This is a genomic window from Simplicispira suum (assembly GCF_003008595.1).
Classification (GTDB): Bacteria; Pseudomonadota; Gammaproteobacteria; order Burkholderiales; family Burkholderiaceae_C; genus Simplicispira; species Simplicispira suum.
This window is the reverse complement of record NZ_CP027669.1, coordinates 2,191,313-2,216,655: the sequence shown is the minus strand read 5'-3', so window position 1 is coordinate 2,216,655 and position 25,343 is coordinate 2,191,313. Positions and strand designations below refer to the sequence as shown.

Sequence of the window (25,343 nt, the reverse complement as noted above, 5' to 3'; positions counted from 1 at the left end):
CGTCTACGGAACGAGAAGGCCGGGCAAATCCGCCATGCTTTCGAACACGCGCGCTGCGCCTGTGGCGCGCAAAGCCTCTGCACTGCCGTGGCCGGCACCGCCCGGTGCGTAGCCCCATACCGTGGCGCCAGCCGCCACGCCGGCCGTCACACCTGTCACGGTGTCTTCAATCACCAGGCAACGCGCCGGCGCCACGCCCAGCGCGGCGGCTGCGGCCAGATACACATCGGGCGCGGGCTTGGTGGCCGGCATCTCATGGCCGCTGAACACATGGCTGCCGAAGAACTCCGCCAGGCCCACCTGGCGCAGCTGCATTTCCACCTTGAAACGATCGGCACCCGAGGCGCAGGCGATGCGCCCGCCCGTCAAGCGGTGCAGCGCACGTACCGCGTCCACCGCGCCGGCAATGGGCTGCAGGTGGCCTTCGATCTCGGCATTGCGGCGCGCGTAGAACTCGGCCATCCAGGCGTCGGTCAGCGGCTGGCCGGTGTGCGCCTCGATGCGCGCGGCTTCGCTGCGCACCGTCTTGCCGATGAAGGTGTCCATGCAGTCTTCGGGAGAAATCGCCCAGCCGGCTTCGTTCAGCATGGCGCAGAGCACACCGTTGGTGAGCGGTTCGCTGTCGACAAGCACACCGTCGCAGTCAAACAAGATTGCTTCGAATTTCATAGCTGATGACGCAATAGGAATAAGCGCGAGAGGCCATTTTCAGTAGTTTTTTACCTGCTACTGCGCCAGTTCTGGCAACAGCCGACAAGCATGCCAGGCAGCCACCCATTCTTCGTTCGTGCGCTCGACCAGCACCGGGATGCGGCTGGCAGCGCTGGAGATGCAATCGGCGTTCTGGGTGTTGGCATCCAGGTCGAGCGCCACGCCCAGGTAGGCCAGGCCCGCGCACACGCGCTCGCGAATGGCGACGTTGTGCTCACCAATGCCCGCAGTGAAAACCAGCATGTCGAGCCCGCCCAGCACCGCCGCCAGCGCGCCGACCTCGCGCACGATGCGGCGCACGTACAGCGCCAGCGCGGCTTCGATGCGCGCGTTGCCGGCCTCCTGCGTCAGCAGCACGCGCGGGTCGGACGACACGCCGGAAATGCCCAGCAAGCCCGAGCCGTGGTACAGCAGATGGCCCACTGCTTCCAGCGAGAGCTTTTCAATCTCCATCAAGTACAGCACCGCGCCGGGGTCCAGCGCGCCGCAGCGCGTGCCCATCATCAGGCCGTCGAGTGCCGAAAACCCCATGGTGGTGGCGACGCTTTGGAGATCCTGCATGGCGCAGAGGCTGGCGCCGCTGCCCAGGTGCAGGGCGATGGTGCGCCCGCGCGCCGCGTCGCCATAGCGCTCGGCCAGCGCAATCGACAGGTATTCGTACGACAGCCCGTGAAAGCCGTAGCGGCGCAGGCCGCGCTCCCAGGCGTCCCAGGACAGCGGCAGCATCTTCTCCACCTCGGGCAGGGTGTGGTGAAACGCCGTGTCAAAGCAGGCCACCTGCGGCAGCTCGGGCGCAGTTTCCAAAAGTGCTGCGATGGCTTCCAGCGCAAACGGCTGGTGCAGCGGCGCGAGCGGAATGAGTCCGCGCAGATCGTCCAGCACCCGCGCATCCACGCGCACCGGGTCGAAGTACTTGGCGCCGCCATGCACCACGCGGTGCGCTACGGCGGCGATGCGGTGGCCGCCCTGCGCCATGCGCACCAGCACCCTTGCGTGAATGTGCTCCAGCGCTGCCCGGTACGGGTGGGCAGCATCGAGCACCACCGGACCTGGAGCAACACCGGTTTCACCAAACGTGGGCGCGGCGCCGGTAATGCCGTCGACCTTGCCGTTCCACAAGGGAGCGCGCGGCAGCGGCTGGGTGCTGGTATCGAACAGCGCGAACTTGATGCTGGATGAGCCGCAATTGAGGACCAGGACCAGATCGCTCACAGCGGCGCCTCCTTGTAGTGGTGCGCCAGCAGCACCGCCACGGCGCACGAGGCCAGGCGCGTGTCGCGGGCGTCGGCCCGGCTGGTCAGCACGATGGGCACACGCGCGCCAAGCACAATGCCGGCCGTGGCGGCGTCACCCAGGAACTCCAGCTGCTTGGCCAGCATGTTGCCGCTCTCCAAATCTGGCACCACCAGGATGTCGGCGCGGCCTGCCACTTCCGAGACGATGCCCTTGGTGCGCGCGGCGGCAATGGATACGGCGTTGTCAAAGGCCAGCGGACCATCGAGCAGGGCGCCGGTGATCTGGCCCCGGTCTGCCATCTTGCACAGCGCGGCGGCGTCCAGCGTGGCCGGCATGGAGGCATTCACGGTTTCCACGGCGGCCAGAATCGCCACCCTCGGCTGCGCCACGCCGATGGCGTGCGCCAGGTCAATCGCGTTGCGCACGATGTCGGCCTTGTCGGCCAGCGTGGGAGCGATGTTGATGGCCGCGTCGGTAATGATGAAGGGGCGCGGGTAGGCCGGTGTCTGCATCAAGTAACAGTGGCTCACGCGGCGCTTGGTGCGCAGCCCGCCTTGCGAAGCCACCACGGCGCCCATCAGTTCGTCGGTGTGCAGGCTGCCTTTCATCAGCGCCTGCACGCGCCCTTGCAGCACCAGCTCCACCGCGCGGGCGGCCGCAGCGTGGCTGTGCGCCGTGTCTTCGATGGCCAGGCCGGCGATGTCCAGGCCGTTCTCCTGCGCCGTCGCCTCGATGCGCGCGCGCGGCCCCACCAGCACGGGTTCGATCAAGCCAGCGGCACAGGCGTCGAGCGCGCCGCCCAGGCTGAGCGCATCGCACGGGTGGACCACTGCGACGCGCAGCCTGCCGAGCGGACGCACATGCGCAAGCACCCGTTGCAGGCCGTCGTTGCCGGCGGTCACGTGCACTTCAGGCAGCGTGGTGCGCAGGCGTTCGATGCGTTCGGTGGGCGCCAGCACCTCGGCTTCGCCGCTGACCACGGTGGTGCCGTTTTGATTGACGCAGGTGCACGCCAACTTCAGGCGCTTCCTGGCTTCATCGCGCGCGCTGACGGTGACGCTGACGCGCAGGCGGTCGCCAATGCGCACAGGCGCCAGGAACTTGAGCGTTTGCGAAAGGTAGATGGTGCCTGGGCCCGGCAGGCGGTTGCCAAGCACGGCCGAGATCAGCGATCCACCCAGCATGCCGTGCGCGATGACACCTTGGAAACTGGTGGAGGCGGCGAAGTCGGCGTCCAGATGCTGGGGATTGAAGTCCCCGGAGAGGATGGCAAACAGCTCAATATCCTCTTTGCTGAGCGTGCGCTCAATGGCGTCGGTATCGCCCACCGCGATCTCATCGAAGATGCGGTTGCGCACGGTAGCGAGATCCTGCGGCGGCGCGCCGGGGGGCGTGGTGGACTCTGGGATATCGGGCATGAGGCTCCTGAGGGTGGATAAGCGGTTGGCGCAGCGCTCGTCTGAACATCCAAGCGAGCGGGCCTGCACAACAGCTTAACCGCCGCGTGCCGACGTTTTCCCGCAGTGCGCTGGCAGCCAGGACGAAGGGCCCGGCTCAGGCATCCTCGGATTTCTGCGCCGACGCATCGCGAACGCTATTATTTTCGTGGCGTCCGGCTATTTCTGGATAAGGGCTAGTGTCGTGAGTTGGAAGCAGGTGGGAAAAGGGAAAGGTGTCGAAATCGTCGTCAGGCAAGGCGCACACCACAGCGAGAGCCAGAGCTATCGCGCGGATGTGCAACGCGGCGTGGCGGAGATTCTCGGCAGCTTTCTGAAACGAACTTCCAACTCACGGCGCCAGAAGCCAATTTCATTGGTTTTTTTGCCCTGGCTGGTCCCCATCGACGTAAAACCATTGGCCTGCCTCGCGCGCAAAGCGGCTGCGTTCGTGCAAGCGCACCGCCCGGCCCGCCAGGCGGTAGCGGGCGACGAATTCCACCTCGGCATGGTCGGCATCGATCAAACGGTGGCGCCGCACTTCCAGCCCCAGCCACTGCGCGCCGCTCTCAAAGTCCAGCCGCGCGGGGCGCGTGCTGGCGTGCCAGGTGGCGAGCAACCAAGCGGCGTCTTCGCGCACAAAGGCGCTGTAGCGCGAGCGCATGAGGCTCTCGGCGTCGGGCACCGAGGCCGCGCGATCGATCCAGCGACCGCAGCAATGGCGCCAAGACAGGCGCCGGGCTGGCGCACCGGGGGCAGTGCGGCCGCACAGGCAGGGGGCATCGGCTTGTTGGGTCAGCATGGCGCGTTGGCAATCGGCATCGGAAAAAACCTTGGGTCAAGCGCAGGCGATTTTGTCCTGCGCACGGGCGCCCGCAACGAACCTAGACTGGGCGCCTCAAGCGCTGGAGTCTCGCATGTGGAATCTGTCTGTCCCCTGGTGGGAGTTTGTCGTGCGCGGCATCGTCGTGTACGTTTTTCTGCTCGTGTTTCTGCGCGCCACCGGCAAGCGGCAGACGGGGCAGTACGCGCCGTTTGACCTGGTGCTGCTTTTGATTCTGTCAAACGCGGTGCAGAACTCGATGAACGCGGGCGACAACTCGCTCATTGGCGGGCTGATTTCGGCCAGCACCTTGATTGGCTGCCATGTCGGGCTGTCGCAATTGACCTACCGCTTCCGCCGCCTGGAGCGCCTGATCGACGGCCACCCGCGCGTGCTGGTGCAGGATGGCAAAGTGGACGAAGCATTGATGCAAAACGAGCGGCTCTCGCCCAGCGACCTTGCTGCGGCCTTGCGGGCCGGTGGCTGCCTGCACACGCACGAGGTGGAGCGCGCCACCATCGAGGTCAACGGCAACATCACCGTGGTGCTCAAGAAGCGCTGAAAATCATACGGAAATAGGCCTCCAGCGCTTATTAGAAAAGCGCGAGCAGCTATAAAAACAGAAGCATCACGCCAGCGCGCGCTGGATGATGATTTTCTGCACGTCGCTGGTGCCCTCGTAGATCTGGCAGACGCGCACGTCGCGGTAAATGCGCTCTAGCGGGAAGTCGTTCAGCACACCGTAGCCACCCAGCGTCTGGATGGCGGCGCTGCACACTTGCTCGGCCATTTCACTGGCAAACAGCTTGGCCATGGCGGCTTCCTTCAGGCACGGCCGGCCGGCGTCGCGCAGGCTGGCGGCGTGCCAGATTAGCTGGCGCGCGGCTTCCAGCTGCGTGGCGCAATCGGCCAGCCGAAAGCCCACGGCCTGGTGGTTGAAGATGGCGGTGCCAAAGCTTTCGCGCTCTTTCGAATATTGCAAGGCCACCTCAAACGCGCTGCGCGCCATGCCCAGGCTTTGCGCGGCGATGCCAATGCGCCCGCCCTCCAGGCCGCCGAGCGCGATCCTGTAGCCCTCGCCCTCCTGGCCAATGAGGTTCTCGGCCGGAATGCGGCAGTTTTCAAAGCTGATTTGCGCGGTATCGCTGCTGTGCTGGCCCAGCTTGTCTTCCAGCCGCGCCACCACGTAACCCGGCGCGCTGGTGGGCACGAGGAAGGCGCTCATGCCCTTCTTGCCGGCGCCCTTGTCGGTGACGGCGATGACGATGGCGACATCGCCGTTCTTGCCGCTGGTGATGAACTGCTTGACGCCGTTGATCACGTACGCGTCGCCGTCTTTGACCGCCGTGGTGCGCAGGCCGGAGGCGTCGGAGCCCACGTGCGGCTCGGTGAGGCAAAAGGCGCCGAGCATCTCGCCGCGCGCCAGCGGCGTGAGCCAGTCGCGCTGCTGCTGGGCATTGCCGTAGCGCAGCAAGATGGCGTTGACCGGGCAGTTGGTGACCGAAATGACGGTGCTGGTGCCACCATCGCCAGCGGCGATTTCTTCCAGCACCAGCGCGAGCGACAGGTAGTCGAGCCCTGCGCCGCCGAGTGCTTCGGGCACGCAAATGCCGTAGGCGCCGAGCGCCGCCAGGCCCTGGTGCGCTTCTTTGGGGAAATGGTGCTCGCGGTCCCAGCGCGCGGCATGGGGCCAGAGTTCGCTTTGGGCAAAGTCGCGCACCGCGTCGCGGATCATTTCCTGGTCTTGGGTCAGCAGCATGGGCGTGTCTCTATGTGTTACGTGAGGAAGTTTTACCAATGCGCAGCGCGGCGGCCGTCGTGGTGCAACAACTGGCCTTGGTCGACATCCGTCACGCCGGCCAGGGTAGCGAGCATGCCGCGCACGCTGTCCTGCGGCGTGAGCGGCGCAGTGGCCCCGCCCATATCTGTCTGCACCCAGCCGGGGTCGATGGTGACGAGGGTGGCGCGGGGGTAGTCGTGCTGCGCCGCCGCCACCGCCATGTTGAGCGCGGCCTTGCTGGTGCGGTACAGCCAGGCGTTGCTGGCGGGCACGCTGCCGATTTGCGACATGCTCGACGACATGAAGGCGAACACGCCGCCAGCAGCCTCCACCAGCGGCGCCACCTGCGGGATGGCCTGCATGGCGCCCAGCACGTTGGCGTGCATGACGGCGTCGAAATCCTGCTGCGTGGGCGGCGTGGTGGCGCCTTGTCGGCGCATGACGCCGGCGACGTAAAACGCCAGATCAAAGCGCTCGCCGTCGAGCTGCCAGGCGAGGCCACTGACGCTGGCAGGATCGGCGACATCCACCGTCAGTACCTCGGCGCCCAGGGCTTGCAGCGCGGCGCGGGCTTCGGCGGTGCGCACCGTAGCGATGACGCGACTGCCGGCCGCCAGCAGTTGCTGCACCAGCTCCAACCCCAGGCCACGCGAGGCACCAATGATCAGCGCGGTACCAATGCTTTTCTTAGTCAAATAGGCCTCCAGCGCTTATCCCTATTGCGTAAGCAGCTACAAAATCAGGAGTTTTTCGCTTTAAACCAGCTCGACGGCCATGGCCGTCGCCTCGCCGCCACCAATGCACAGCGTGGCCAGCCCCTTGGTCTTGCCCTGCGCCTTGAGCGCGTACAGCAGCGTGACCAGGATGCGGGCTCCGCTGGCGCCAATCGGGTGGCCCAGCGCGCAGGCGCCGCCATTGACGTTGACGATGTCGTGGGACAGGCCGAGCTCTTTCATCAAGGCCATGGGAACGACGGCGAAGGCCTCGTTGATTTCCCACAGATCCACGTCGCCCGCCGTCCAGCCGGCCTTGGCCAGCGCCTTCTGCGTAGCGCCCAGCGGCGCGGTGGCGAACCACTCGGGCTCCTGCGCGTGCGTGGCGTGGCTGACGATGCGGGCCAGGGGCTTGCAACCGAGCGTGTCGGCGGTGGACTGGCGCATCAGCACCAGGGCGGCGGCGCCGTCGTTGATCGACGAGCTGGATGCGGCAGTGATGGTGCCGTCCTTCTTGAACGCGGGCTTGAGCGTGGGGATCTTGTCGAGCTTGACCTTGCCTGGGCCTTCGTCCACCGACACCACCACTTCGCCTGCACGGGTCTTGACGGTCACTGGCGTGATCTCGGCCGCAAACGCGCCCGACGTCGTGGCGGCCTTGGCACGCTCGACGCTGGTGGTGGCAAAGGCATCCTGCTGCTGGCGCGTGAAGCTGTACTTGGCAGCGCAATCTTCGCCAAAGGTACCCATCGAGCGGCCGGGCTCGTAGGCGTCTTCCAGGCCGTCGAGCATCATGTGGTCGAAGATGCGGTCGTGTCCCAGGCGGTAGCCGCCGCGCCCCTTTTGCAGCAGGTAGGGGGCGTTGGTCATGCTCTCCATGCCGCCCGCCACCATGACGTCGTGCGTGCCGGCCAGCAGCATGTCGTGCGCAAACATTGCCGCCTTCATGCCCGAGCCGCACATCTTGCTGAGCGTCACGGCACCAGCCTCTTTGGGCAAACCGCCCTTGAAGGCCGCCTGGCGTGCGGGCGCCTGGCCCTGCCCCGCCATCAGGCAGTTGCCAAACAGCACTTCGCCCACGGCAGACGGCGCGATGCCGGCGCGCTCAACGGCGGCCGCAATGGCGGCGCCACCCAGATCGTGAGCGGCCAAGCTGGAAAAATCGCCCTGAAATGCGCCCATGGGGGTGCGGGCGGCGCCGACGATAACGATGGGGTCTTGAATGGATGCGCTCATAAGAAACCTCCTTTGAATTGAAACAGGGTGGGCAGATTCAGTCGGCGTAGGCTTGGCCGAAGCGCCGCTTGGCCTCGTAAGGGAATACGTCGTAGACATGACCGGCAAGAATGCGCTCCTTGTGCGACTGCCAGAACTCAACGCCGAGCAGGTCGGCGTGGTGGCGCATGAAAACTTCGCGCACGGCGTCGTTGCCGAGCAGGAACGGGCCGAAGGTTTCGGGAAACACGTCGTGCGCATGGACCGTGTACCAGATTTCGCCGCTCATTTCCTCTTCTTCGTTGCGCGGCTCGGGAACGCGGCGAAAGTTGCAGTCGGTGATGTATTCGATTTCGTCATAGTCGTAGAACACGACCTTGCCGTTGCGCGTGACGCCGAAATTTTTCCACAGCATGTCTCCGGGGAAGATGTTGGCCGCCACCAGGTCTTTGATGGCGTTGCCGTAGTCGATGACGCTGCGCTCCATCTGCTGCTGAGCACGCTCGTCTTGCATGCCGGCGTCGAACGCTTCTTGCAGGTACATGTTGAGCGGAATCATGCGCCGCTCGATGTAGAGGTGCTTGATGATGACTTCCTGCTTGCCGTCGCCATCGCGGTCGCTGATCTCCAACTGGCTGGGGGCGAATTTTTCAATCTCTGCGATCAGCTCGTCTTCAAAGCGATCGCGTGGAAACGCCACCAGGCTGTATTCCAGCGTATCGGCCATGCGGCCCACGCGGTCGTGCTGCTTCACCAGCAGGTACTTGCCTTGAATCTTCTCCCGCGTGGTGTCTTTTTGCGGCGGGTAGTAGTCCTTGATGAGCTTGAACACAAAGGGGAACGAGGGCAGGTCAAACACCAGCATCACCATGCCCTTGATGCCGGGCGCAATGCGCAGCTTGTCGGTGGAGTGCTTGAGGTGGTAGAGAAAGTCGCGGTAGAACAGCGTCTTGCCCTGCTTGGCCAGCCCGAGCGCGTTGTACAGCTCGGCACGGGGCTTTCTGGGCATGAGGCTGCGCAGAAACTGCACGTAAGCACTGGGGATTTCCATGTCCACCATGAAATAGGCGCGCGCGAAAGAAAAAAGCATCTGCAGATCGTCTTCGCCAAACAACGCGGCGTCGATGAAGAGCTTGCGATGTTCATTGTGAAGAATGGGCAGCGCGAACGGCACTTCGTTGAAGCCGTTGATGATCTTGCCCACGAGGTAGGCGCCCTTGTTGCGGTAGAACAGGCTCGAGAGCACCTGAATCTGAAAGTTGGCGCGCAACTTGACTTTGTGCAGCCGCGATTCGAGGGCGTGCACCACATGGTTGACGTCGGTGGTTACATCGGCAAATTCGCGCTGCAGACCGTAGCTCTCCAAAATCGTGACCAGCGTTTGGCGCAGGCTGTCCTTGGATGGGTAATAGGAGTAATAGGTGGGCCGGCCCTCGAATTCGTCGTTTTCAAGGTACTCGGTGCTCATTGCCGGGCGCACAAAGATGAAGTTGTTGTGGAAGTGTGTGCGGTGCAGGATCTTGGTGGTGACCGAGTTGAAAAACGTCTCGGCCAGTTCTGGCTGATGGTGTTCGACCAAGAGCCCGATGTAGTGCAGCTTGACTTCGTGCCACAGCTCCATGGGTTGTTTGCCGGCGGCAAACTCCTTCTCCAGGCGCCGCACGCATTCCTTCACCCGCAGGTCGTAGAACTCGATGCGCTCGCGCTGGGCGCGCTGCTGGTCGTGCCAATCGGCTGTTTCAAACCGGTGCTTGGCGCGGGCCGACTCAGTGCGAAACAGGCGGTAGTGGCGGTCAAAGCCATCGCGCATCGCCTTGGCGATGTTGTACGCATCGGGCGATTCAAGGCGCTGAGGAAACATGGAGACAGAAGCAGGAGGTGGCATCGGGCCGATTCTGCGCGAAGGCCGCAGGGCGTCCTTCAGAACGCGTCAGGCAGCAGACTCCATCTCGCCCGGCGCCGGCACTTCACGCCGGTCGGCAATCACACCAGCCACTGCGGCCCGGTACAGCTCGTCGAGGCCGGAATTGCCATTCACTGTGATGTGCAGGTCATGAATCAAACCATCTTTGAGTCCATAGCACCAACCGTTGAGCGTGAGTTTCTGGCCACTTGCCCAGGCGTCTTGAATCACCGTGGTCTGCGCCACGTTGAGCACCTGGGCAATCACGTTCAGTTCGCACAGTGCGTCAAGCCGCCATTGCGGCGCCAGAGATGCGAGCAAGTCCCGATGCCGGTCGCGTACGTCCTTCACGTGGCGGATCCAGTTGTCCGAAAGCCCTACCCGCAGGTCGTCCAAAGCAGCCTGCACGCCACCGCAACCGTAGTGGCCCACCACCATCAGGTTCTGTACCTTGAGCTGGTCCACTGCGAACTGGATGGTCGAGAGGCAGTTGAGATCGGTCGGCACCACCACGTTGGCGATGTTGCGGTGCACGAACACTTCCCCCGGCTCCAGGCCGGTAATCTGGTTCGCCGGCACGCGGCTGTCGGAGCAGCCTATCCACATGTACTGGGGCTTTTGCTGCGCCATGAGGCGGGTGAAAAAGCCCGGGCGCTCGCGCTCCATTTGTGCAGCCCAGGCGCGGTTGTGTTCAAAGAGTTCCTGGATCGAATCGGTCGTCATGTGCGGCCCTTAAAAGTGAGTGAGTACAGGTTCAGCAGGTTTCCGCAAACAGCTCGCGGCCAATCAGCATGCGGCGAATTTCACTGGTGCCGGCACCAATTTCGTACAGCTTGGCGTCGCGCCACAGGCGCCCAAGCGGATATTCGTTGATGTAGCCATTGCCCCCAAAAATCTGAATACCTTCGCCGGCCATCCAGGTGGCTTTTTCGGCGCACCAGAGAATGACACTAGCGCAGTCCTTGCGCACCTGGCGCACGTGTTCGCTGCCCAGCATGTCGAGGTTTTTTGCCACGGTGTACGCAAACGAGCGGCCGGCCTGGAGCACGGTGTACATGTCGGCCACTTTGCCCTGAATCAGCTGGAACTCGCCAATGCTCTGGCCAAACTGCTTGCGGTCGTGGGTGTAGGGAATGACGTTGTCCATGACAGACTGCATGATGCCCAGCGGCCCACCAGTAAGCACCGCACGCTCATAGTCCAGCCCGCTCATCAGCACCTTGGCGCCCAAGTTGACGCCCCCGAGCACATGGTCGGCCGGTACCTCTACGTTCTGGAACACGAGTTCGCCCGTGTGGCTGCCGCGCATGCCAAGCTTGTCGAGCTTTTGCGCGATCGAAAAGCCTTTCATGCCCTTTTCAATCAGGAAGGCCGTGACGCCACGAGCGCCAAGCTCGGGTTCGGTCTTGGCATAGACGACCAGCGTATCGGCGTCGGGGCCGTTGGTTATCCACATCTTGTTGCCGTTCAGCAGATAGTAGCCGCCCTTGTCCTCGGCCTTGAGCTTCATGCTGATCACGTCCGACCCTGCGCCAGGCTCGCTCATGGCCAGGGCACCGACATGCTCCCCACTGATCAGTTTGGGCAAGTACTTGGCCTTTTGTGCGGCGCTGCCATTGCGGTTGATCTGGTTCACGCACAGGTTGCTGTGGGCGCCGTAGCTCAGCCCGACTGAAGCGCTGGCGCGCGAGATTTCTTCCATCGCAACCATGTGGGCCAGGTAGCCCATGCCAGCGCCGCCCAACTCCTCGGGCACCGTGATGCCGAGCACGCCAAGATCACCCATCTTGCGCCACAAGTCCATGGGAAACTGGTCGCTGTGGTCGATTTCGGTCGCACGTGGTGCAATCTCGGCCTGCGCAAAGTCGCGGACCGCATCGCGCAGCGAATCGACTTCATCGCCCAGTTGAAAGTTGAGGCCGGGAAGGTTGGCGGGAAGACTCATGGCTATCTCCTGTCTGAAATGAATGATCGAAATGAAAGTGGTTGGAGAGCGGCAGGTTCAGCCCGACACGCCTTCGCGCCCCTGCACGCACATCAGCGTGCAGCCCATCGTGGCGACAAGCTTCTCTTTGGCGCCAGAAATTGCGAATGCCCGGCCTTCGCAGACGATGATGGTGCGCCCTGGCTTAAGGACGCGCCCTTCGACGCGAAAACGCTCACCTCGCGCCGGAGCCAGCAAATTAATCTTGAACTCAATGGTCAGCACCGACGCGTCTGCGGACATCAGGCTGAAGGCGGCGTAGCCGCAGGCCGAGTCGAGCGCCGTCGAAAGCATACCTGCGTGCACGAAGCCATGCTGCTGCGTCAAAGCCGCAGCCCAGTCAAATTCAATGTCGACCGCGCCAGGGGTGACCTGCTGCAGCCGCGCGCCCAAGGTTTGCATGGCGCCCTGAAGCGCAAAGCTCTCGGCCACCCTCTCGGAAAAATGGGGAACTTTGGGCTGAAACAGAGCGCTTTGCATAAAAATTTTCATTGACGTTACGTAACGTCAATTATCCACGGATTTGGTGTGGATCTTCTTCAGCAAGGTTTGCGCTTCCTTCTCATGCGCGCGAACCTCGTCGAGGTTGGCCTGAAGATCGATCATCTGCGCTTCCAGTTGCTGGCGGTGCTGGGCCAGCACGGCAAGGAATTTTTCGAGCTGCACACCGGTGTCCCGCGGGCTGTCATAGAGATCAATGATCTCGCGCGCTTCAGTCAGAGACAGCCCAAGCCGCTTGGCTCGCAAGGTCAGCTTGAGTCGCGTTCGATCCCTGGCGGTGTAGATGCGATTGCGTCCAGCGGGACCCGTGCGCTCGGGCTGCAGCAAGCCCATGTCTTCATAAAAGCGCATGGCACGCGTGGTCAAGTCAAATTCGCGGGCCAGGTCGCTGATGGTGTAGGTGGTTGCCATGGTTCGCAAGCATCGTTCCGGGTCGCGCGCTTGTCAGTGGGCGCACGCATCGGTCCGTAGAATCATCCGTTTGCTGTCATTTACGTTAACGTTAACGTTAACGTCAATGCTACTCCAAGAGCCCCAATGAATCACGTTGAATCGCGCTTGCACTACCCTCTAGGCGATTTGCTACCGGCTTCCGGCTGTGCGATCGAGGTGGCACCAGGGATCAAATGGATCCGCATGGGCCTGCCATTTGCGCTGGACCACATCAACCTGTGGTTGCTTCGCGATCGATTCGACGGCCCTCAAGGGACAATCGAGGGCTGGACGGTGGTGGACTGTTGTGTTGACATCCCCGCTGCACGGGCCCAATGGAGGGCTGTTTTCGAGTCGGCGCTTGAGGGCTTGCCGATCGTTCGGGTCATCGCGACGCACATGCACCCCGATCATCTGGGGTTGGCGCATTGGCTCTGCGAGCGCTGGAGTGCGCCGCTCTGGATCAGTGCTACCGACTACTACACGGCGCTGGCAGCGAGCACGGGCACTTTGTTCCCGAGCACCGAAGCCCTGAGCGATTTCTACCGTTCACACGGACTGTCCGATGCAGAGTTCCATGCACGCCTGAAGGATCGCGGCAGCTATTACGCCGGGCTGGTCCCGAAACTGCCCATTCGTTTTCATCGAATGATGGACGGCGATCTCATTCGCATCGGCGGCCACGATTTCGAATGCATTGCAGGCTACGGCCACGCTCCGGAGCACATCGCGCTGCACTGCGCAACGCGCGGCATTCTCATCAGCGGCGATATGGTGCTTCCGCGCATCTCCACCAACATCAGCGTATTTGCGGGTGAACCGGATGCCGATCCGCTCAAACTCTTCCTGACCTCACTCAAACGCTTTGAGCCGCTTTCAGACTCGACACTGGTATTGCCCTCGCACGGCAAGCCATTCATCGGACTGGCCGAGAGGCTCCGGCAACTGCAGGAGCATCATCAGGAGCATCTCACCGTGGCACGCGCGGCATGTACGGAGCAAGCGCATTCTGCGGCTGAGCTACTTCCCAAACTGTTTCGTCGCGAACTGGATTCGCAACAGTTGTCCTTCGCTTTGGGGGAGACTTTGGCGCATCTGCACTTGCTCTGGCACGCCGGTGTGGTCAGTCGTGTCGTCGATCCGGTCGGCGTCTATCGCTTCGGTTCGAAGTAGGACGGGGGATGGCTTTCAAGCCGTGTGCTGCAAGGCCTCAAGGTCTTTTTCGCTCAGCCAGCGCCACTGACCAGGACCGAGATCCGCTGGAAGCCGGTAGTTTCCAATGGATTGACGATGCAGAGTCTCGACGCGGTTACCTACTGCTGCGAGCATGCGCTTGACTTGGTGGTACTTGCCTTCGGTCAGCGTCAGATCAATGCAAACGTTGTCCACCAGAGAGCAGGCAGCAGCACGCACCGGCTTGGGATCGTCGTCGAGCACCACGCCCTCAAGGAGGCGCTCGATCTGCTGTTCAGAGACGGTGTGCTTGGCCGTGACGCGATAAACCTTTGGCACATGCTTCTTCGGCGAGCTCATACGATGGATGAACTGCCCGTCATCGCTTAGGAGCAACAAGCCCGTGGTGTCCTGGTCAAGTCGACCAACGGCCTGCACACCCTGAATCACGCCGCGAGCGGGGCGTTGACGCAAGCACGCTGGCAGCAGCGTGTAGACCGAAGGGTAGCGCGACGGCTTTTGCGAGCATTCCGTGCCGGCTGGTTTGTGCAAGGCGATGTAGGCCTTTTCACGATACGGCCATTCGACACCTTGTACGCGAAAGCGCAGGCCTTCTTCAAGGCGGCATTCGGCCATGGTATCGGTGCAAACGGCCCAAGAGTGGCTCTTAGCATCCGAAACCAGCTCTACATGCCCCTGCTGAATCAATCCAGCACAAACCCGGCGCGTTCCGAAACCCTGCGAGTACAGAACATCTTGTAGCTTCATATAAGCACATCTCGCGAATGCAGATTTTCAAGGTGCAGAAAAATAGTTTGACAGGAAAATTACCAGAGTATCAAAACCATTTCCTGTCCAGCAAAAAAGCCGAAACCCCCTTGAACCTGAGGGATTCAAGGGGGTGTGGCAGGGCTGTAAGAGCCTGACGATGACCTACTTTCACACGGGAACCCGCACTATCATTGGCGCGAAGTCGTTTCACTGTCCTGTTCGGGATGGGAAGGAGTGGGACCAACTTGCTATGGTCGTCAAGCATAACTTTTGAGCTTTGCTGAACTGATGTGTTCAACAAGGCGAATTCATAGAGTATGGAATCAGGGGAATTTTTGGTTTGCGTCTGTTGGCATAACAAATCAGCTCTGATGGACCCGATGTGAATCGGATTTTATCAAAGTTATAGGGTCAAGCCGCACGAGCAATTAGTACTGGTTAGCTTAACGCATTGCTGCGCTTCCACACCCAGCCTATCAACGTCCTGGTCTAGAACGACTCTTCAGGGGGGTCGAGCCCCCGGCAGATCTCATCTTGAAACGAGTTTCCCGCTTAGATGCTTTCAGCGGTTATCTCTTCCACACTTAGCTACCCGGCGATGCCACTGGCGTGACAACCGGTACACCAGAGGTGTGTCCACTCCGGTCCTCTCGTACTAGGAGCAGGCTTCCTCAAATCTGCAGCGCCCACGGAAGATAGGGACCAAACTGTCTCACGACGTTTTAAACCCAGCTCACGTACCTCTTTAAATGGCGAACAGCCATACCCTTGGGACCGGCTACAGCCCCAGGATGAGATGAGCCGACATCGAGGTGCCAAACACCGCCGTCGATATGAACTCTTGGGCGGTATCAGCCTGTTATCCCCAGAGTACCTTTTATCCGTTGAGCGATGGCCCTTCCATACAGAACCACCGGATCACTATGTCCTGCTTTCGCATCTGCTCGACTTGTCAGTCTCGCAGTTAAGCACGCTTATGCCATTGCACTATCGTCACGATGTCCGACCGTAACTAGCGTACCTTCGAACTCCTCCGTTACGCTTTGGGAGGAGACCGCCCCAGTCAAACTGCCTACCATGCACTGTCCCCGATCCCGATAAGGGACCTAGGTTAGAACCTCAAACACACCAGGGTGGTATTTCAACGTTGGCTCCACATGATCTAGCGACCACGCTTCAAAGCCTCCCACCTATCCTACACAGATCTGTTCAAAGTCCAATACAAAGCTACAGTAAAGGTTCATGGGGTCTTTCCGTCTTTCCGCGGGTAGATTGCATCATCACAAACATTTCAACTTCGCTGAGTCTCTGGAGGAGACAGTGTGGCCATCGTTACGCCATTCGTGCAGGTCGGAACTTACCCGACAAGGAATTTCGCTACCTTAGGACCGTTATAGTTACGGCCGCCGTTTACTGGGACTTCAATCAAGAGCTTGCACCCCATCATTTAATCTTCCAGCACCGGGCAGGCGTCACACCCTATACGTCCACTTTCGTGTTTGCAGAGTGCTGTGTTTTTATTAAACAGTCGCAGCCACCGATTTTTTGCAACCCCTTTGGGCTCGCCTTGTACAGGTTCACCTACTTGGGGCATACCTTCTCCCGAAGTTACGGTATCAATTTGCCGAGTTCCTTCTCCAGAGTTCTCTCAAGCGCCTTAGAATACTCATCTCGCGCACCAGTGTCGGTTTGCGGTACGGTCGTCAATAGCTGAAGCTTAGTGGCTTTTCCTGGAAGCAGGGTATCACTCACTTCGTGTGCAAGCACACTCGTTATCACCCCTCATCTAAGCCCGGCGGATTTGCCTACCGGGCACGACTACAGGCTTGAACCAACATATCCAACAGTTGGCTGAGCTAACCTTCTCCGTCCCCACATCGCACTATTGATCGGTACAGGAATATTGACCTGTTTCCCATCAGCTACGCATCTCTGCCTCGCCTTAGGGGCCGACTCACTCTACGCCGATGAACGTTGCGTAGAAAACCTTGCGCTTACGGCGAGGGGGCTTTTCACCCCCTTTAACGCTACTCATGTCAGCATTCGCACTTCTGATACCTCCAGCACCCATTACCAGGCACCTTCACAGGCCTACAGAACGCTCTCCTACCACGTGCAATAAATTGCACATCCGCAGCTTCGGTAACTGGCTTAGCCCCGTTACATCTTCCGCGCAGGACGACTCGATCAGTGAGCTATTACGCTTTCTTTAAATGATGGCTGCTTCTAAGCCAACATCCTGACTGTTTTAGCCTTCCCACTTCGTTTCCCACTTAGCCAATTTTAGGGACCTTAGCTGGCGGTCTGGGTTGTTTCCCTCTTGAGTCCGGACGTTAGCACCCGGTGCTCTGTCTCCCAAGCTGTACTCGTCGGTATTCGGAGTTTGCATAGGTTTGGTAAGTCGCCATGACCCCCTAGCCTAAACAGTGCTCTACCCCCGACGGTAATACTTGAGGCACTACCTAAATAGTTTTCGGAGAGAACCAGCTATTTCCAAGTTTGTTTAGCCTTTCGCCCCTATCCACAGCTCATCCGCTAATTTTGCAACATTAGTCGGTTCGGACCTCCAGTACCTGTTACGGCACCTTCATCCTGGCCATGGATAGATCACTTGGTTTCGGGTCTACACCCAGCGACTATGTTCGCCCTATTCGGACTCGATTTCTCTACGGCTTCCCTATTCGGTTAACCTTGCCACTGAATGTAAGTCGCTGACCCATTATACAAAAGGTACGCAGTCACCCCTTGCGAGGCTCCTACTTTTTGTAAGCATGCGGTTTCAGGATCTATTTCACTCCCCTCCCGGGGTTCTTTTCGCCTTTCCCTCACGGTACTGGTTCACTATCGGTCGATGATGAGTATTTAGCCTTGGAGGATGGTCCCCCCATATTCAGACAAGGTTTCTCGTGCCCCGCCCTACTTGTCTGCAGCCTAGTACCACACGTCAACTTTCGCATACAGGGCTATCACCTGCTATGGCCGGGCTTTCCATCCCGTTTTGCTAGCTGTCGTGCTATCACTGCAAGGCTCTTGCGATTTCGCTCGCCACTACTTTCGCAATCTCGGTTGATGTCTTTTCCTCGAGCTACTGAGATGTTTCAGTTCACCCGGTTCGCCTCGCATGACTATGTATTCATCATGCGATACCTATTGCTAGGTGGGTTTCCCCATTCAGATATCTCCGGATCAATGCTTATTTGCCAGCTCCCCGAAGCTTTTCGCAGGCTATCACGTCTTTCGTCGCCTATCATCGCCAAGGCATCCACCACATGCTCTTAGTCACTTGACCCTATAACTTTGACAACTCCTTGCGAAGTTATCTCCATCACAGCGCCTGACTTGCAAGGTCTTTCACCTTGCGCGTTATGCCGTAATCGACTCCAGCTCTTTCGAGCTCTCATCGTAATTACATTTGAATTTCTAACCCAGATTTATTTCTAAACCAAAGTTTGAATATTCGTTTTGACGCAATCAAAAATTCTTGTTGCCGACGGCACGGTGCATCTTGCGATACTTTCCGTCGACAACTCTGATTCGACTCTATGAATTTTTAAAGAACAGCCGATTGATCGATCAATATCGATCAACAACAAAGCAGCCTTTCGCAAAGCCGCTTTGGTGTTGAATGCCCGATTCGTTTTTGGTTGGTGGAGGATGACGGGATCGAACCGACGACCCCCTGCTTGCAAAGCAGGTGCTCTCCCAGCTGAGCTAATCCCCCAGGAATCGCATTATTGTCGTATCGCTTCTGACTGACCAGGCCTGCAGCACTTGGTGGGTCTGGGTGGTCTCGAACCACCGACCCCCGCCTTATCAAGACGGTGCTCTAACCAACTGAGCTACAGACCCAAGTCGGCCTCTGTCAAAGCACCGCGCAACTGTCGCTGCGCGCCACTCCAGCGACTTCTTCCAACAACCGATAAGTGTGGACGTTCAAGGCCTTTGGCCAGTTTTCCAGAAAGGAGGTGATCCAGCCGCACCTTCCGATACGGCTACCTTGTTACGACTTCACCCCAGTCACGAACCCTGCCGTGGTAAGCGCCCTCCTTGCGGTTAGGCTACCTACTTCTGGCAGAACCCGCTCCCATGGTGTGACGGGCGGTGTGTACAAGACCCGGGAACGTATTCACCGTGACATTCTGATCCACGATTACTAGCGATTCCGACTTCACGCAGTCGAGTTGCAGACTGCGATCCGGACTACGACTGGCTTTGTGGGATTGGCTCCCCCTCGCGGGTTGGCAACCCTTTGTACCAGCCATTGTATGACGTGTGTAGCCCCACCTATAAGGGCCATGAGGACTTGACGTCATCCCCACCTTCCTCCGGTTTGTCACCGGCAGTCTCATTAGAGTGCCCAACTAAATGTAGCAACTAATGACAAGGGTTGCGCTCGTTGCGGGACTTAACCCAACATCTCACGACACGAGCTGACGACAGCCATGCAGCACCTGTGTTATGGCTCTCTTTCGAGCACAACTGCGTCTCTGCAGTCTTCCATACATGTCAAAGGTGGGTAAGGTTTTTCGCGTTGCATCGAATTAAACCACATCATCCACCGCTTGTGCGGGTCCCCGTCAATTCCTTTGAGTTTTAACCTTGCGGCCGTACTCCCCAGGCGGTCAACTTCACGCGTTAGCTTCGTTACTGAGAAAGTAAATTCCCAACAACCAGTTGACATCGTTTAGGGCGTGGACTACCAGGGTATCTAATCCTGTTTGCTCCCCACGCTTTCGTGCATGAGCGTCAGTGCAGGCCCAGGGGATTGCCTTCGCCATCGGTGTTCCTCCGCATATCTACGCATTTCACTGCTACACGCGGAATTCCATCCCCCTCTGCCGCACTCTAGCTATACAGTCACTAATGCAGTTCCCAGGTTGAGCCCGGGGATTTCACATCTGTCTTATATAACCGCCTGCGCACGCTTTACGCCCAGTAATTCCGATTAACGCTTGCACCCTACGTATTACCGCGGCTGCTGGCACGTAGTTAGCCGGTGCTTATTCTTACGGTACCGTCATGGACCCCCTTTATTAGAAGAGATCTTTTCGTTCCGTACAAAAGCAGTTTACAACCCGAAGGCCTTCATCCTGCACGCGGCATGGCTGGATCAGGCTTTCGCCCATTGTCCAAAATTCCCCACTGCTGCCTCCCGTAGGAGTCTGGGCCGTGTCTCAGTCCCAGTGTGGCTGGTCGTCCTCTCAGACCAGCTACAGATCGTCGGCTTGGTAAGCTTTTATCCCACCAACTACCTAATCTGCCATCGGCCGCTCCATGAGCGCAAGGTCCTTGCGAATCCCCTGCTTTCATCCGTAGATCGTATGCGGTATTAGCACAGCTTTCGCTGCGTTATCCCCCACTCTCGGGCACGTTCCGATGTATTACTCACCCGTTCGCCACTCGTCAGCCACCGAAGTGCTGTTACCGTTCGACTTGCATGTGTAAGGCATGCCGCCAGCGTTCAATCTGAGCCAGGATCAAACTCTACAGTTCGATCTTGTGTTTTTTTGCCTCTCTCGAGGCACACTCAAAATTAAGAATTGAAGTGAACTTCACTTCTCTCTCATGAGCGTTTGCGAAGTCAATGAAGACTTCTTTTGTTCCAAAGAACTTTAGGCCTAATGCCTCAAACGCCCACGCTTATCGGCTGTATGTTTTTAATGTTCCGCGCCAGCATCCGAGAGTCTTAACCCCTTCTTGCCAGCCTGCCCCGCTGCGATCAGCGAAGCCTTGAATTATAGCAGGATTTCTTGGCTCCTGTCAAAGTCAACGAAAGAATTTTTCGCCAACCCCAATCCGCCTCCATGCCTCCCCACCACCACAGCCGCACCGACTAGACCCCTTAAGATCTTCACCACATCCAGCTGAGCCTCGCATTGTAGTACGGGTTTTCCGCAATGCTCAGGACGTCGGGCACAATATTTTTCAGCGAGAGCATCAAGAGGACGGCCTGGTTCGCGCGAACGCCAGTCCATGCCGATAATCGGCACTACATGGCACTCATCACTCTCTCCAACGCCCAGCTCGCATTCGGGCATGTCGCCCTGCTCGACCACGCAGATTTTTCGCTTGAGAGCGGAGAACGTGTTGGCTTGATCGGCCGCAATGGCGCCGGTAAATCCTCGCTGCTCAGAATTCTGGAAGGAACCCGCCTTCCCGACGATGGTGTCCGCCAGGTTCAGCGTGACTTGCGTCTAGCCTTTGTTGCACAGGAGCCCGAGCTAACAGCCGATGATTCTGTGTTCGATTCGGTGTCAGCAGGATTGGCTCATGTCATCGCACTGCGGGAACAATATTTTGCAGCGACGGAGGATGTTGATCTGGATGCGCTACAGACAGAAATTGAGGCGCAGGCAGGGTGGACCTGGGAGCAGCGCGTGGAGGAGACGCTGGAGCGCCTGCATCTCGACGGTTCAGCGCGGGTGGGGGATCTTTCGGGCGGCAAGAAGAAGCGCGTAGCCCTCGCCCAAGCCTTGGTCACGCGCCCCGATGTGCTGCTGCTCGACGAACCGACCAACCATCTGGATCTTGACTCCATCGAATGGCTGGAGGATCTGTTGCGCGATTTCAAGGGCAGCTTGGTAACGATCACCCACGACCGAAGTTTTCTCGATCGGGTGGCCACTCGGATCGTCGAGCTTGATCGCGGTCAACTGCTGTCGTACCCCGGAAATTTCTCACGCTACGTGGAGCAAAAGCAGGAGCAGCTGGCGCAAGAACGCACCATAGCCGCCAAGGCCGATCGACTGCTCGCACAGGAAGAAATCTGGATCCGAAAGGGCGTGGAGGCGCGACGCACGCGCAGCCAAAGCCGTATATCTCGGCTCGAAGCATTGCGCTCGGAGCACTCAGCGCGGCGGGTGGCACTCGGCAATGTCAAGCTCGACATTTCGTCTGGAGCCCAAAGCGGCAAGCTGGTTGCAGAGTTGGAATCGGTCAGCAAGCGCTACGGTGAAAAGCAAGTGGTGCGCGACTTCAGCGCCACCATTCTGCGTGGCGACAAGGTGGGCCTTCTGGGCCCCAACGGCGCGGGAAAGACCACCTTGCTGAAACTCATTCTTGGCGAAATCGCTCCTGACAGCGGTTCGGTGCGACAAGGCTCGCGGATTCAGGTGGCCTATTTCGACCAAATGCGCGAGGGTGTCGATCTGAACGCCACACTTGAAGATTTCATCAGCCCTGGAAGCGAATGGATCGAGATTGGCCAGGAGCGCAAGCATGTGCGTAGCTATCTAGGGGACTTTCTCTTTTCGCCTGCGCGCGCACGTTCACCGGTTCGATCACTCTCGGGCGGAGAACGCAACCGACTCTTTCTTGCTCGGCTCTTTGCGCGCCCGGCCAACGTATTGGTACTGGACGAACCGACGAATGATCTGGATATCGAGACGCTTGATCTGCTGGAAGAACTGCTGCAAAACTACGACGGCACGGTGTTTCTGGTCAGCCACGACCGTCGGTTTCTTGACAATGTCGTGACGAGCACCATCGCGTTTGAAGGGGATGGAATATGGCGCGAGTACGAGGGTGGCGTGAGTGACTGGCTTGTGCAGTCCGCGCGCGCACGGGCACTGCGTCAAGCCTCTGAAATTGAGGCGCCGGCTCGACGAGAAAATATCGGTGGAAACAGCCTCCAGCGCTTATCTGATAAGGATAGCAAGCTATTGAAAAAGAAGCTTAGCTACAAGGAACAACGGGAACTTGACGACCTGCCGGGCCAAATCGAAGCACTTGAAGCAGAGCAGACCACCGTACAAATGGCCCTTGCCGATGGCACTCTCTACCAAAGCGACGCAGCGCGCGCAGTGGAGCTGCAAATGCGCAACAGCGAACTAGAGGAAGCACTGATGCACGCACTTGAGCGCTGGGAGGCGCTCTCGGCCTGAAACCAGCTTGTTAAATGCGGTGGTGCACCCGATCTCCGCTGCTGCGCAAGCGTGCCACCAGCGCTGGCGCAATCGCGTGCAGCGCCAACACCTCGTCGGCGGCGCCATGCGCGATGGCTTCTCTCGGCATCCCGAAGACCACGCAACTGGCTTCATCTTGAACAAAGTTGTAGCTGCCTGCGTCTTTCATCTCACGCATAGCGGCCGCGCCATCCGCGCCCATTCCGGTAAGCATGATAGCCAGCGCATTGCGCCCCACCAGCGCCGCACCGGATTTGAACAGGACCTCCACAGACGGCTTGTGGCGATTGACGGGCGCGCCATCGTCAACCACCGCGACATAATTTGCGCCGCTTCGACCGACATGAAACTGGGTGCCTCCAGGTGCGATATAGGCATGGCCGGGAAGGAGTCGTTCCCCGTTGCTGGCTTCTTTCACCCTGATCTGGCATAGACCATTGAGACGCGCGGCAAAGCTGGTTGTGAACCCGGCCGGCATATGCTGGGTGATGACGATCGCCGGAGAGTCGGGCGGCAGATGCACCAAAATTTCCTTGATGGCTTCGGTACCTCCCGTAGATGCGCCGATGAAAACTATCTTTTCTGTGGACAATCGTCCGAGCAGCCCTGCGGGTGATGGTGTCGACGGCGCAAGCGAGCTTGTAGCGCCCGGACCGCTCGGATGCTCACGGGGAAGGCGACGAACTTGCGCGACTGCGGCGACGCGAATTTTGTCGACGATCTGGTGCGAGAGCTCCTGCAGCCCCCCGGCAATGCCAACGCGCGGTTTGGCGACAAAATCCACTGCGCCAAGCTCAAGCGCCCTCAAGGTGACCTCTGCGCCGCGCTCCGTGAGGGTGGAGATCATCACCACAGGCGTGGGGCGCAAGCGCATCAGTCTTCCAAGAAAATCGATGCCATCCATATGCGGCATTTCGACATCGAGCGTGATCACATCAGGATCAAGTTCGCGAATCAATTCGCGGGCAACCAATGGATCGTTGGCAGTGGCGACGCATTCCATGTCTGCCTGGCGATTGATGATCTCCGACAGCAAACTGCGCACCAGCGCAGAATCGTCCACCACGATGACACGTATCTTGCTGCTCATTCTCTCACTGCGCTTTCAGAAAAGGTCCACCGAACCACCCGACGTCTCCTGCGCCACGGTTCGGGCGTTCCCGCGTTTTTCCTCAGCCACAAGCGCTTCAGGGTGTGCATGCGCCAGACGTTTCACCATGGCTTTACCGGTGACTGGAAAAAAGCAGACTTTGCGCGGATAGATATCAAGCACATCTTCGGAGACGATAGGAATACGCTCCGTCTGGAGGTAGTTGACGACAAAGGCCGTATTGCGCTCCCCTACATTCATTGTGGTGAAGCTGTGCATGACCTGCGCTCCACCAAAAATTTTGGCCTGCATCGTCTCGCGCCGGGCGCCCAGTTTGAGCATTTCATTGATCAGCAACTCCATGGCATACGAGCCATATCGGCCCGATACATCCATTGAATCGCCGTCGGGTAACATGAAATGGTTCATCCCACCCACCCTCATCCGACTGTCCCAGATACAAGCAGCGATGCACGAGCCGAGCACCGTCATGATTACCAGATTCTCGTTGGCCACGAAATATTCACCTGGCAAGACCTTGACTGCGTTGTACTGAAAATGGTGGTCGAGATAGAAAAAGGAAGCCAGACCGGGCTTGCGTGGCCGTGACTTGAGTTCTTCCAGCGAGGATTCAGGAGAGACGACGACGTTGGAGCCGTAGATCTCGGGAGCCAGAGGAGCGATACGTGGCGCGCGCCGACGATCCATCGCCGAGGGCGGGCTTACAGCAGAAGCATGGATAGATCTTGGGGGAATCATGAAGAGGCCGAGGAACGGTGAAGGGGTGCGCGGTTTTACCGCCGCTCGTACACGGTTTTTCCGCGCAAGGTGAACAGATCGCGTGATTCGCTGAAGTTTTCAGCATGCCCCACAAAGAGCATACCCCCCGGTTTGAGGACTCTATGAATACGCTCCAGGACGCGGCGCTGAGTGGGCGCATCAAAGTAGATCATGACGTTGCGGCAAAACACGACATCAAAGGGCTCCCGAAAAGGCCAATCATCCCGGATGAGATTCACGCTGATGAATTCGATGGCACGCGCCAACTCTGGCTTGACTCGTGCCAAACCGGCATTGGCGCCCTTGCCTCGAAGAAAGAACTTGTGCATACGCTCCGGGGACAAGCCTTTGAGGTTCTCGATGCGATACATCCCTTGGGCCGCCGTAGCGAGCACACGCGAGTCGATGTCGCTCGCCACCAATTCGAACGCAGCGTTCGAGCCTAGCGTTTCAAACGCGGTGATAACAATGGAATACGGCTCTTCCCCGGTGGAGGCGGCATTGCACCAGACCCGCCAAGGAGCGCCTTGCGGGCGCGATCCCAGATAGTCGGAAAAAATTTCAAAATGATGCTGCTCACGAAAGAAGGCCGTGAGGTTCGTCGTCAAGGCATTGACGAACTCCTGCCACTCTCCACCATCGTGTTGTTCCAGCCATGTCAGATACTCGGCAAAACTGGAATACCCTGTTTCACGCAAACGCCGTGAAAGGCGGCTGTACACCATGGCGTGCTTGCCATCGTGCAGGCTGATTCCAGCGCGCTGATAAATCAGTCCTTGAACACGGGAAAAATCGGCCTGCGTCCAAATAAATTCGCGCCCTTGCGCCAGTGGACCAGCGGAAGCAAGCTCGGAAACAAACGCTGGTTTCATGAAGTGACTTTCAGACGGA

General features: G+C 59.3%; 19 protein-coding genes, 2 tRNA genes and 3 rRNA genes. 3 read left to right on the top strand and 21 right to left on the bottom strand.

Features of this window, described 5'->3' with window-relative positions:
- Positions 1 to 3: 3 nt before the first annotated feature.
- From C6571_RS10330 to C6571_RS10315, 4 genes are all read right to left on the bottom strand, one after another.
- Positions 4 to 669, bottom strand: coding sequence for an HAD family hydrolase (locus tag C6571_RS10330; protein WP_106446603.1), 666 nt, complete (start codon positions 667 to 669; stop codon positions 4 to 6).
- A gap of 57 nt (positions 670 to 726) precedes the next feature.
- Positions 727 to 1,923, bottom strand: coding sequence for an acetate/propionate family kinase (locus C6571_RS10325; RefSeq protein ID WP_106446602.1), 1,197 nt, complete (start codon positions 1,921 to 1,923; stop codon positions 727 to 729).
- Positions 1,920 to 3,365, bottom strand: coding sequence for a bifunctional enoyl-CoA hydratase/phosphate acetyltransferase (locus C6571_RS10320; protein ID WP_106446601.1), 1,446 nt, complete (start codon positions 3,363 to 3,365; stop codon positions 1,920 to 1,922). Before C6571_RS10320 ends, C6571_RS10325 begins: the two co-directional genes overlap by 4 nt.
- 391 nt (positions 3,366 to 3,756) lie before the next feature.
- On the bottom strand, positions 3,757 to 4,185 hold the full coding sequence (locus tag C6571_RS10315) for a YchJ family protein (protein ID WP_211300618.1): 429 nt from the start codon (positions 4,183 to 4,185) through the stop codon (positions 3,757 to 3,759).
- A gap of 115 nt (positions 4,186 to 4,300) precedes the next feature.
- On the opposite strand from C6571_RS10315, the gene C6571_RS10310 reads away from it, so the two are divergent.
- A complete protein-coding gene (locus tag C6571_RS10310) occupies positions 4,301 to 4,768 on the top strand; it encodes a DUF421 domain-containing protein (RefSeq protein ID WP_106448171.1) in 468 nt (155 codons plus the stop codon).
- 66 nt (positions 4,769 to 4,834) lie between these two features.
- Here the strand turns inward: C6571_RS10310 and C6571_RS10305 are convergent, their stop codons facing one another.
- The 8 genes from C6571_RS10305 to C6571_RS10270 all read right to left on the bottom strand — a co-directional run bounded on the left by C6571_RS10305 (position 4,835) and on the right by C6571_RS10270 (position 12,713).
- Positions 4,835 to 5,965, bottom strand: a complete 1,131-nt coding sequence (locus C6571_RS10305) for an acyl-CoA dehydrogenase family protein (RefSeq protein ID WP_106446600.1) — start codon at positions 5,963 to 5,965, stop codon at positions 4,835 to 4,837.
- A gap of 32 nt (positions 5,966 to 5,997) precedes the next feature.
- Entirely contained in the window at positions 5,998 to 6,666 is a 669-nt protein-coding gene (locus C6571_RS10300; protein WP_106448170.1) for an SDR family oxidoreductase, read from the bottom strand.
- A gap of 75 nt (positions 6,667 to 6,741) precedes the next feature.
- Positions 6,742 to 7,935 (bottom strand): acetyl-CoA C-acyltransferase, encoded by a 1,194-nt coding sequence (locus C6571_RS10295; RefSeq protein ID WP_106446599.1) that lies wholly within the window; start codon positions 7,933 to 7,935, stop codon positions 6,742 to 6,744.
- Positions 7,936 to 7,972: 37 nt separating this feature from the next.
- Positions 7,973 to 9,775 carry a bifunctional isocitrate dehydrogenase kinase/phosphatase gene (gene aceK / locus C6571_RS10290; protein ID WP_106446598.1) on the bottom strand — a complete coding sequence of 601 codons (1,803 nt, stop codon included), beginning with the start codon at positions 9,773 to 9,775 and terminating at the stop codon, positions 7,973 to 7,975.
- Between the two features lie 69 nt (positions 9,776 to 9,844).
- Positions 9,845 to 10,540 carry a carbonate dehydratase gene (gene can, locus C6571_RS10285; RefSeq protein WP_106446597.1) on the bottom strand — a complete coding sequence of 232 codons (696 nt, stop codon included), beginning with the start codon at positions 10,538 to 10,540 and terminating at the stop codon, positions 9,845 to 9,847.
- Between the two features lie 31 nt (positions 10,541 to 10,571).
- Positions 10,572 to 11,762 (bottom strand): isovaleryl-CoA dehydrogenase, encoded by a 1,191-nt coding sequence (locus tag C6571_RS10280; protein WP_106446596.1) that lies wholly within the window; start codon positions 11,760 to 11,762, stop codon positions 10,572 to 10,574.
- A 57-nt stretch (positions 11,763 to 11,819) separates the two neighbouring features.
- Positions 11,820 to 12,281, bottom strand: a complete 462-nt coding sequence (locus C6571_RS10275; protein ID WP_106448169.1) for a PaaI family thioesterase — start codon at positions 12,279 to 12,281, stop codon at positions 11,820 to 11,822.
- Between the two features lie 27 nt (positions 12,282 to 12,308).
- Complete coding sequence (locus C6571_RS10270) at positions 12,309 to 12,713, bottom strand: MerR family transcriptional regulator (RefSeq protein ID WP_106446595.1); 405 nt, start codon at positions 12,711 to 12,713, stop codon at positions 12,309 to 12,311.
- 126 nt (positions 12,714 to 12,839) lie between these two features.
- Here C6571_RS10270 and C6571_RS10265 point away from each other — a divergent pair, with 126 nt between their 5' ends.
- Positions 12,840 to 13,907, top strand: a complete 1,068-nt coding sequence (locus tag C6571_RS10265) for an MBL fold metallo-hydrolase (RefSeq protein WP_106446594.1) — start codon at positions 12,840 to 12,842, stop codon at positions 13,905 to 13,907.
- A gap of 15 nt (positions 13,908 to 13,922) precedes the next feature.
- On the opposite strand, the gene C6571_RS10260 is transcribed toward C6571_RS10265, so the two are convergent.
- The 6 genes from C6571_RS10260 to C6571_RS10235 all read right to left on the bottom strand — a co-directional run bounded on the left by C6571_RS10260 (position 13,923) and on the right by C6571_RS10235 (position 20,171).
- On the bottom strand, positions 13,923 to 14,675 hold the full coding sequence (locus C6571_RS10260) for a pseudouridine synthase (RefSeq protein WP_106446593.1): 753 nt from the start codon (positions 14,673 to 14,675) through the stop codon (positions 13,923 to 13,925).
- Between the two features lie 152 nt (positions 14,676 to 14,827).
- Positions 14,828 to 14,940: ribosomal RNA gene (rrf, locus tag C6571_RS10255) — 5S ribosomal RNA — on the bottom strand.
- A gap of 145 nt (positions 14,941 to 15,085) precedes the next feature.
- Positions 15,086 to 17,967: ribosomal RNA gene (locus C6571_RS10250) — 23S ribosomal RNA — on the bottom strand.
- Between the two features lie 356 nt (positions 17,968 to 18,323).
- Positions 18,324 to 18,399, bottom strand: a tRNA-Ala gene (locus C6571_RS10245).
- Positions 18,400 to 18,450: 51 nt separating this feature from the next.
- A tRNA-Ile gene (locus C6571_RS10240) sits at positions 18,451 to 18,527 on the bottom strand.
- A 109-nt stretch (positions 18,528 to 18,636) separates the two neighbouring features.
- Positions 18,637 to 20,171: ribosomal RNA gene (locus C6571_RS10235) — 16S ribosomal RNA — on the bottom strand.
- The 16S, 23S and 5S rRNA genes sit together here with 2 tRNA genes alongside, the layout of an rRNA operon.
- Positions 20,172 to 20,671: 500 nt before the next feature.
- Between C6571_RS10235 and C6571_RS10230 the strand changes: the two genes are divergently transcribed.
- Positions 20,672 to 22,561, top strand: coding sequence for an ATP-binding cassette domain-containing protein (locus C6571_RS10230; RefSeq protein ID WP_106446592.1), 1,890 nt, complete (start codon positions 20,672 to 20,674; stop codon positions 22,559 to 22,561).
- A 10-nt stretch (positions 22,562 to 22,571) separates the two neighbouring features.
- Here the strand turns inward: C6571_RS10230 and C6571_RS10225 are convergent, their stop codons facing one another.
- The 3 genes from C6571_RS10225 to C6571_RS10215 are packed head-to-tail and all read right to left on the bottom strand — an operon-like array spanning position 22,572 to position 25,324.
- Entirely contained in the window at positions 22,572 to 23,672 is a 1,101-nt protein-coding gene (locus C6571_RS10225) for a protein-glutamate methylesterase/protein-glutamine glutaminase (RefSeq protein WP_106446591.1), read from the bottom strand.
- A gap of 15 nt (positions 23,673 to 23,687) precedes the next feature.
- Positions 23,688 to 24,431 carry a chemoreceptor glutamine deamidase CheD gene (gene cheD, locus C6571_RS10220; RefSeq protein ID WP_106446590.1) on the bottom strand — a complete coding sequence of 248 codons (744 nt, stop codon included), beginning with the start codon at positions 24,429 to 24,431 and terminating at the stop codon, positions 23,688 to 23,690.
- A gap of 35 nt (positions 24,432 to 24,466) precedes the next feature.
- Positions 24,467 to 25,324, bottom strand: coding sequence for a CheR family methyltransferase (locus C6571_RS10215; RefSeq protein ID WP_106446589.1), 858 nt, complete (start codon positions 25,322 to 25,324; stop codon positions 24,467 to 24,469).
- Positions 25,325 to 25,343 lie beyond the last annotated feature (19 nt).

Coding starts and splice junctions, on each gene's coding strand:
- can (WP_106446597.1), bottom strand. CDS start 10,540: ATGACGACCGATTCGATCCAGGAACTCTTTGAACACAACCGCGCCTGG.
- C6571_RS10315 (WP_211300618.1), bottom strand. CDS start 4,185: ATGCTGACCCAACAAGCCGATGCCCCCTGCCTGTGCGGCCGCACTGCC.
- C6571_RS10265 (WP_106446594.1), top strand. CDS start 12,840: ATGAATCACGTTGAATCGCGCTTGCACTACCCTCTAGGCGATTTGCTA.
- C6571_RS10305 (WP_106446600.1), bottom strand. CDS start 5,965: ATGCTGCTGACCCAAGACCAGGAAATGATCCGCGACGCGGTGCGCGAC.
- C6571_RS10215 (WP_106446589.1), bottom strand. CDS start 25,324: ATGAAACCAGCGTTTGTTTCCGAGCTTGCTTCCGCTGGTCCACTGGCG.
- C6571_RS10330 (WP_106446603.1), bottom strand. CDS start 669: ATGAAATTCGAAGCAATCTTGTTTGACTGCGACGGTGTGCTTGTCGAC.
- cheD (WP_106446590.1), bottom strand. CDS start 24,431: ATGATTCCCCCAAGATCTATCCATGCTTCTGCTGTAAGCCCGCCCTCG.
- C6571_RS10270 (WP_106446595.1), bottom strand. CDS start 12,713: ATGGCAACCACCTACACCATCAGCGACCTGGCCCGCGAATTTGACTTG.
- C6571_RS10230 (WP_106446592.1), top strand. CDS start 20,672: ATGGCACTCATCACTCTCTCCAACGCCCAGCTCGCATTCGGGCATGTC.
- C6571_RS10310 (WP_106448171.1), top strand. CDS start 4,301: ATGTGGAATCTGTCTGTCCCCTGGTGGGAGTTTGTCGTGCGCGGCATC.
- C6571_RS10295 (WP_106446599.1), bottom strand. CDS start 7,935: ATGAGCGCATCCATTCAAGACCCCATCGTTATCGTCGGCGCCGCCCGC.
- C6571_RS10275 (WP_106448169.1), bottom strand. CDS start 12,281: ATGCAAAGCGCTCTGTTTCAGCCCAAAGTTCCCCATTTTTCCGAGAGG.
- C6571_RS10225 (WP_106446591.1), bottom strand. CDS start 23,672: ATGAGCAGCAAGATACGTGTCATCGTGGTGGACGATTCTGCGCTGGTG.
- C6571_RS10260 (WP_106446593.1), bottom strand. CDS start 14,675: ATGAAGCTACAAGATGTTCTGTACTCGCAGGGTTTCGGAACGCGCCGG.
- C6571_RS10320 (WP_106446601.1), bottom strand. CDS start 3,365: ATGCCCGATATCCCAGAGTCCACCACGCCCCCCGGCGCGCCGCCGCAG.
- C6571_RS10280 (WP_106446596.1), bottom strand. CDS start 11,762: ATGAGTCTTCCCGCCAACCTTCCCGGCCTCAACTTTCAACTGGGCGAT.
- aceK (WP_106446598.1), bottom strand. CDS start 9,775: ATGTTTCCTCAGCGCCTTGAATCGCCCGATGCGTACAACATCGCCAAG.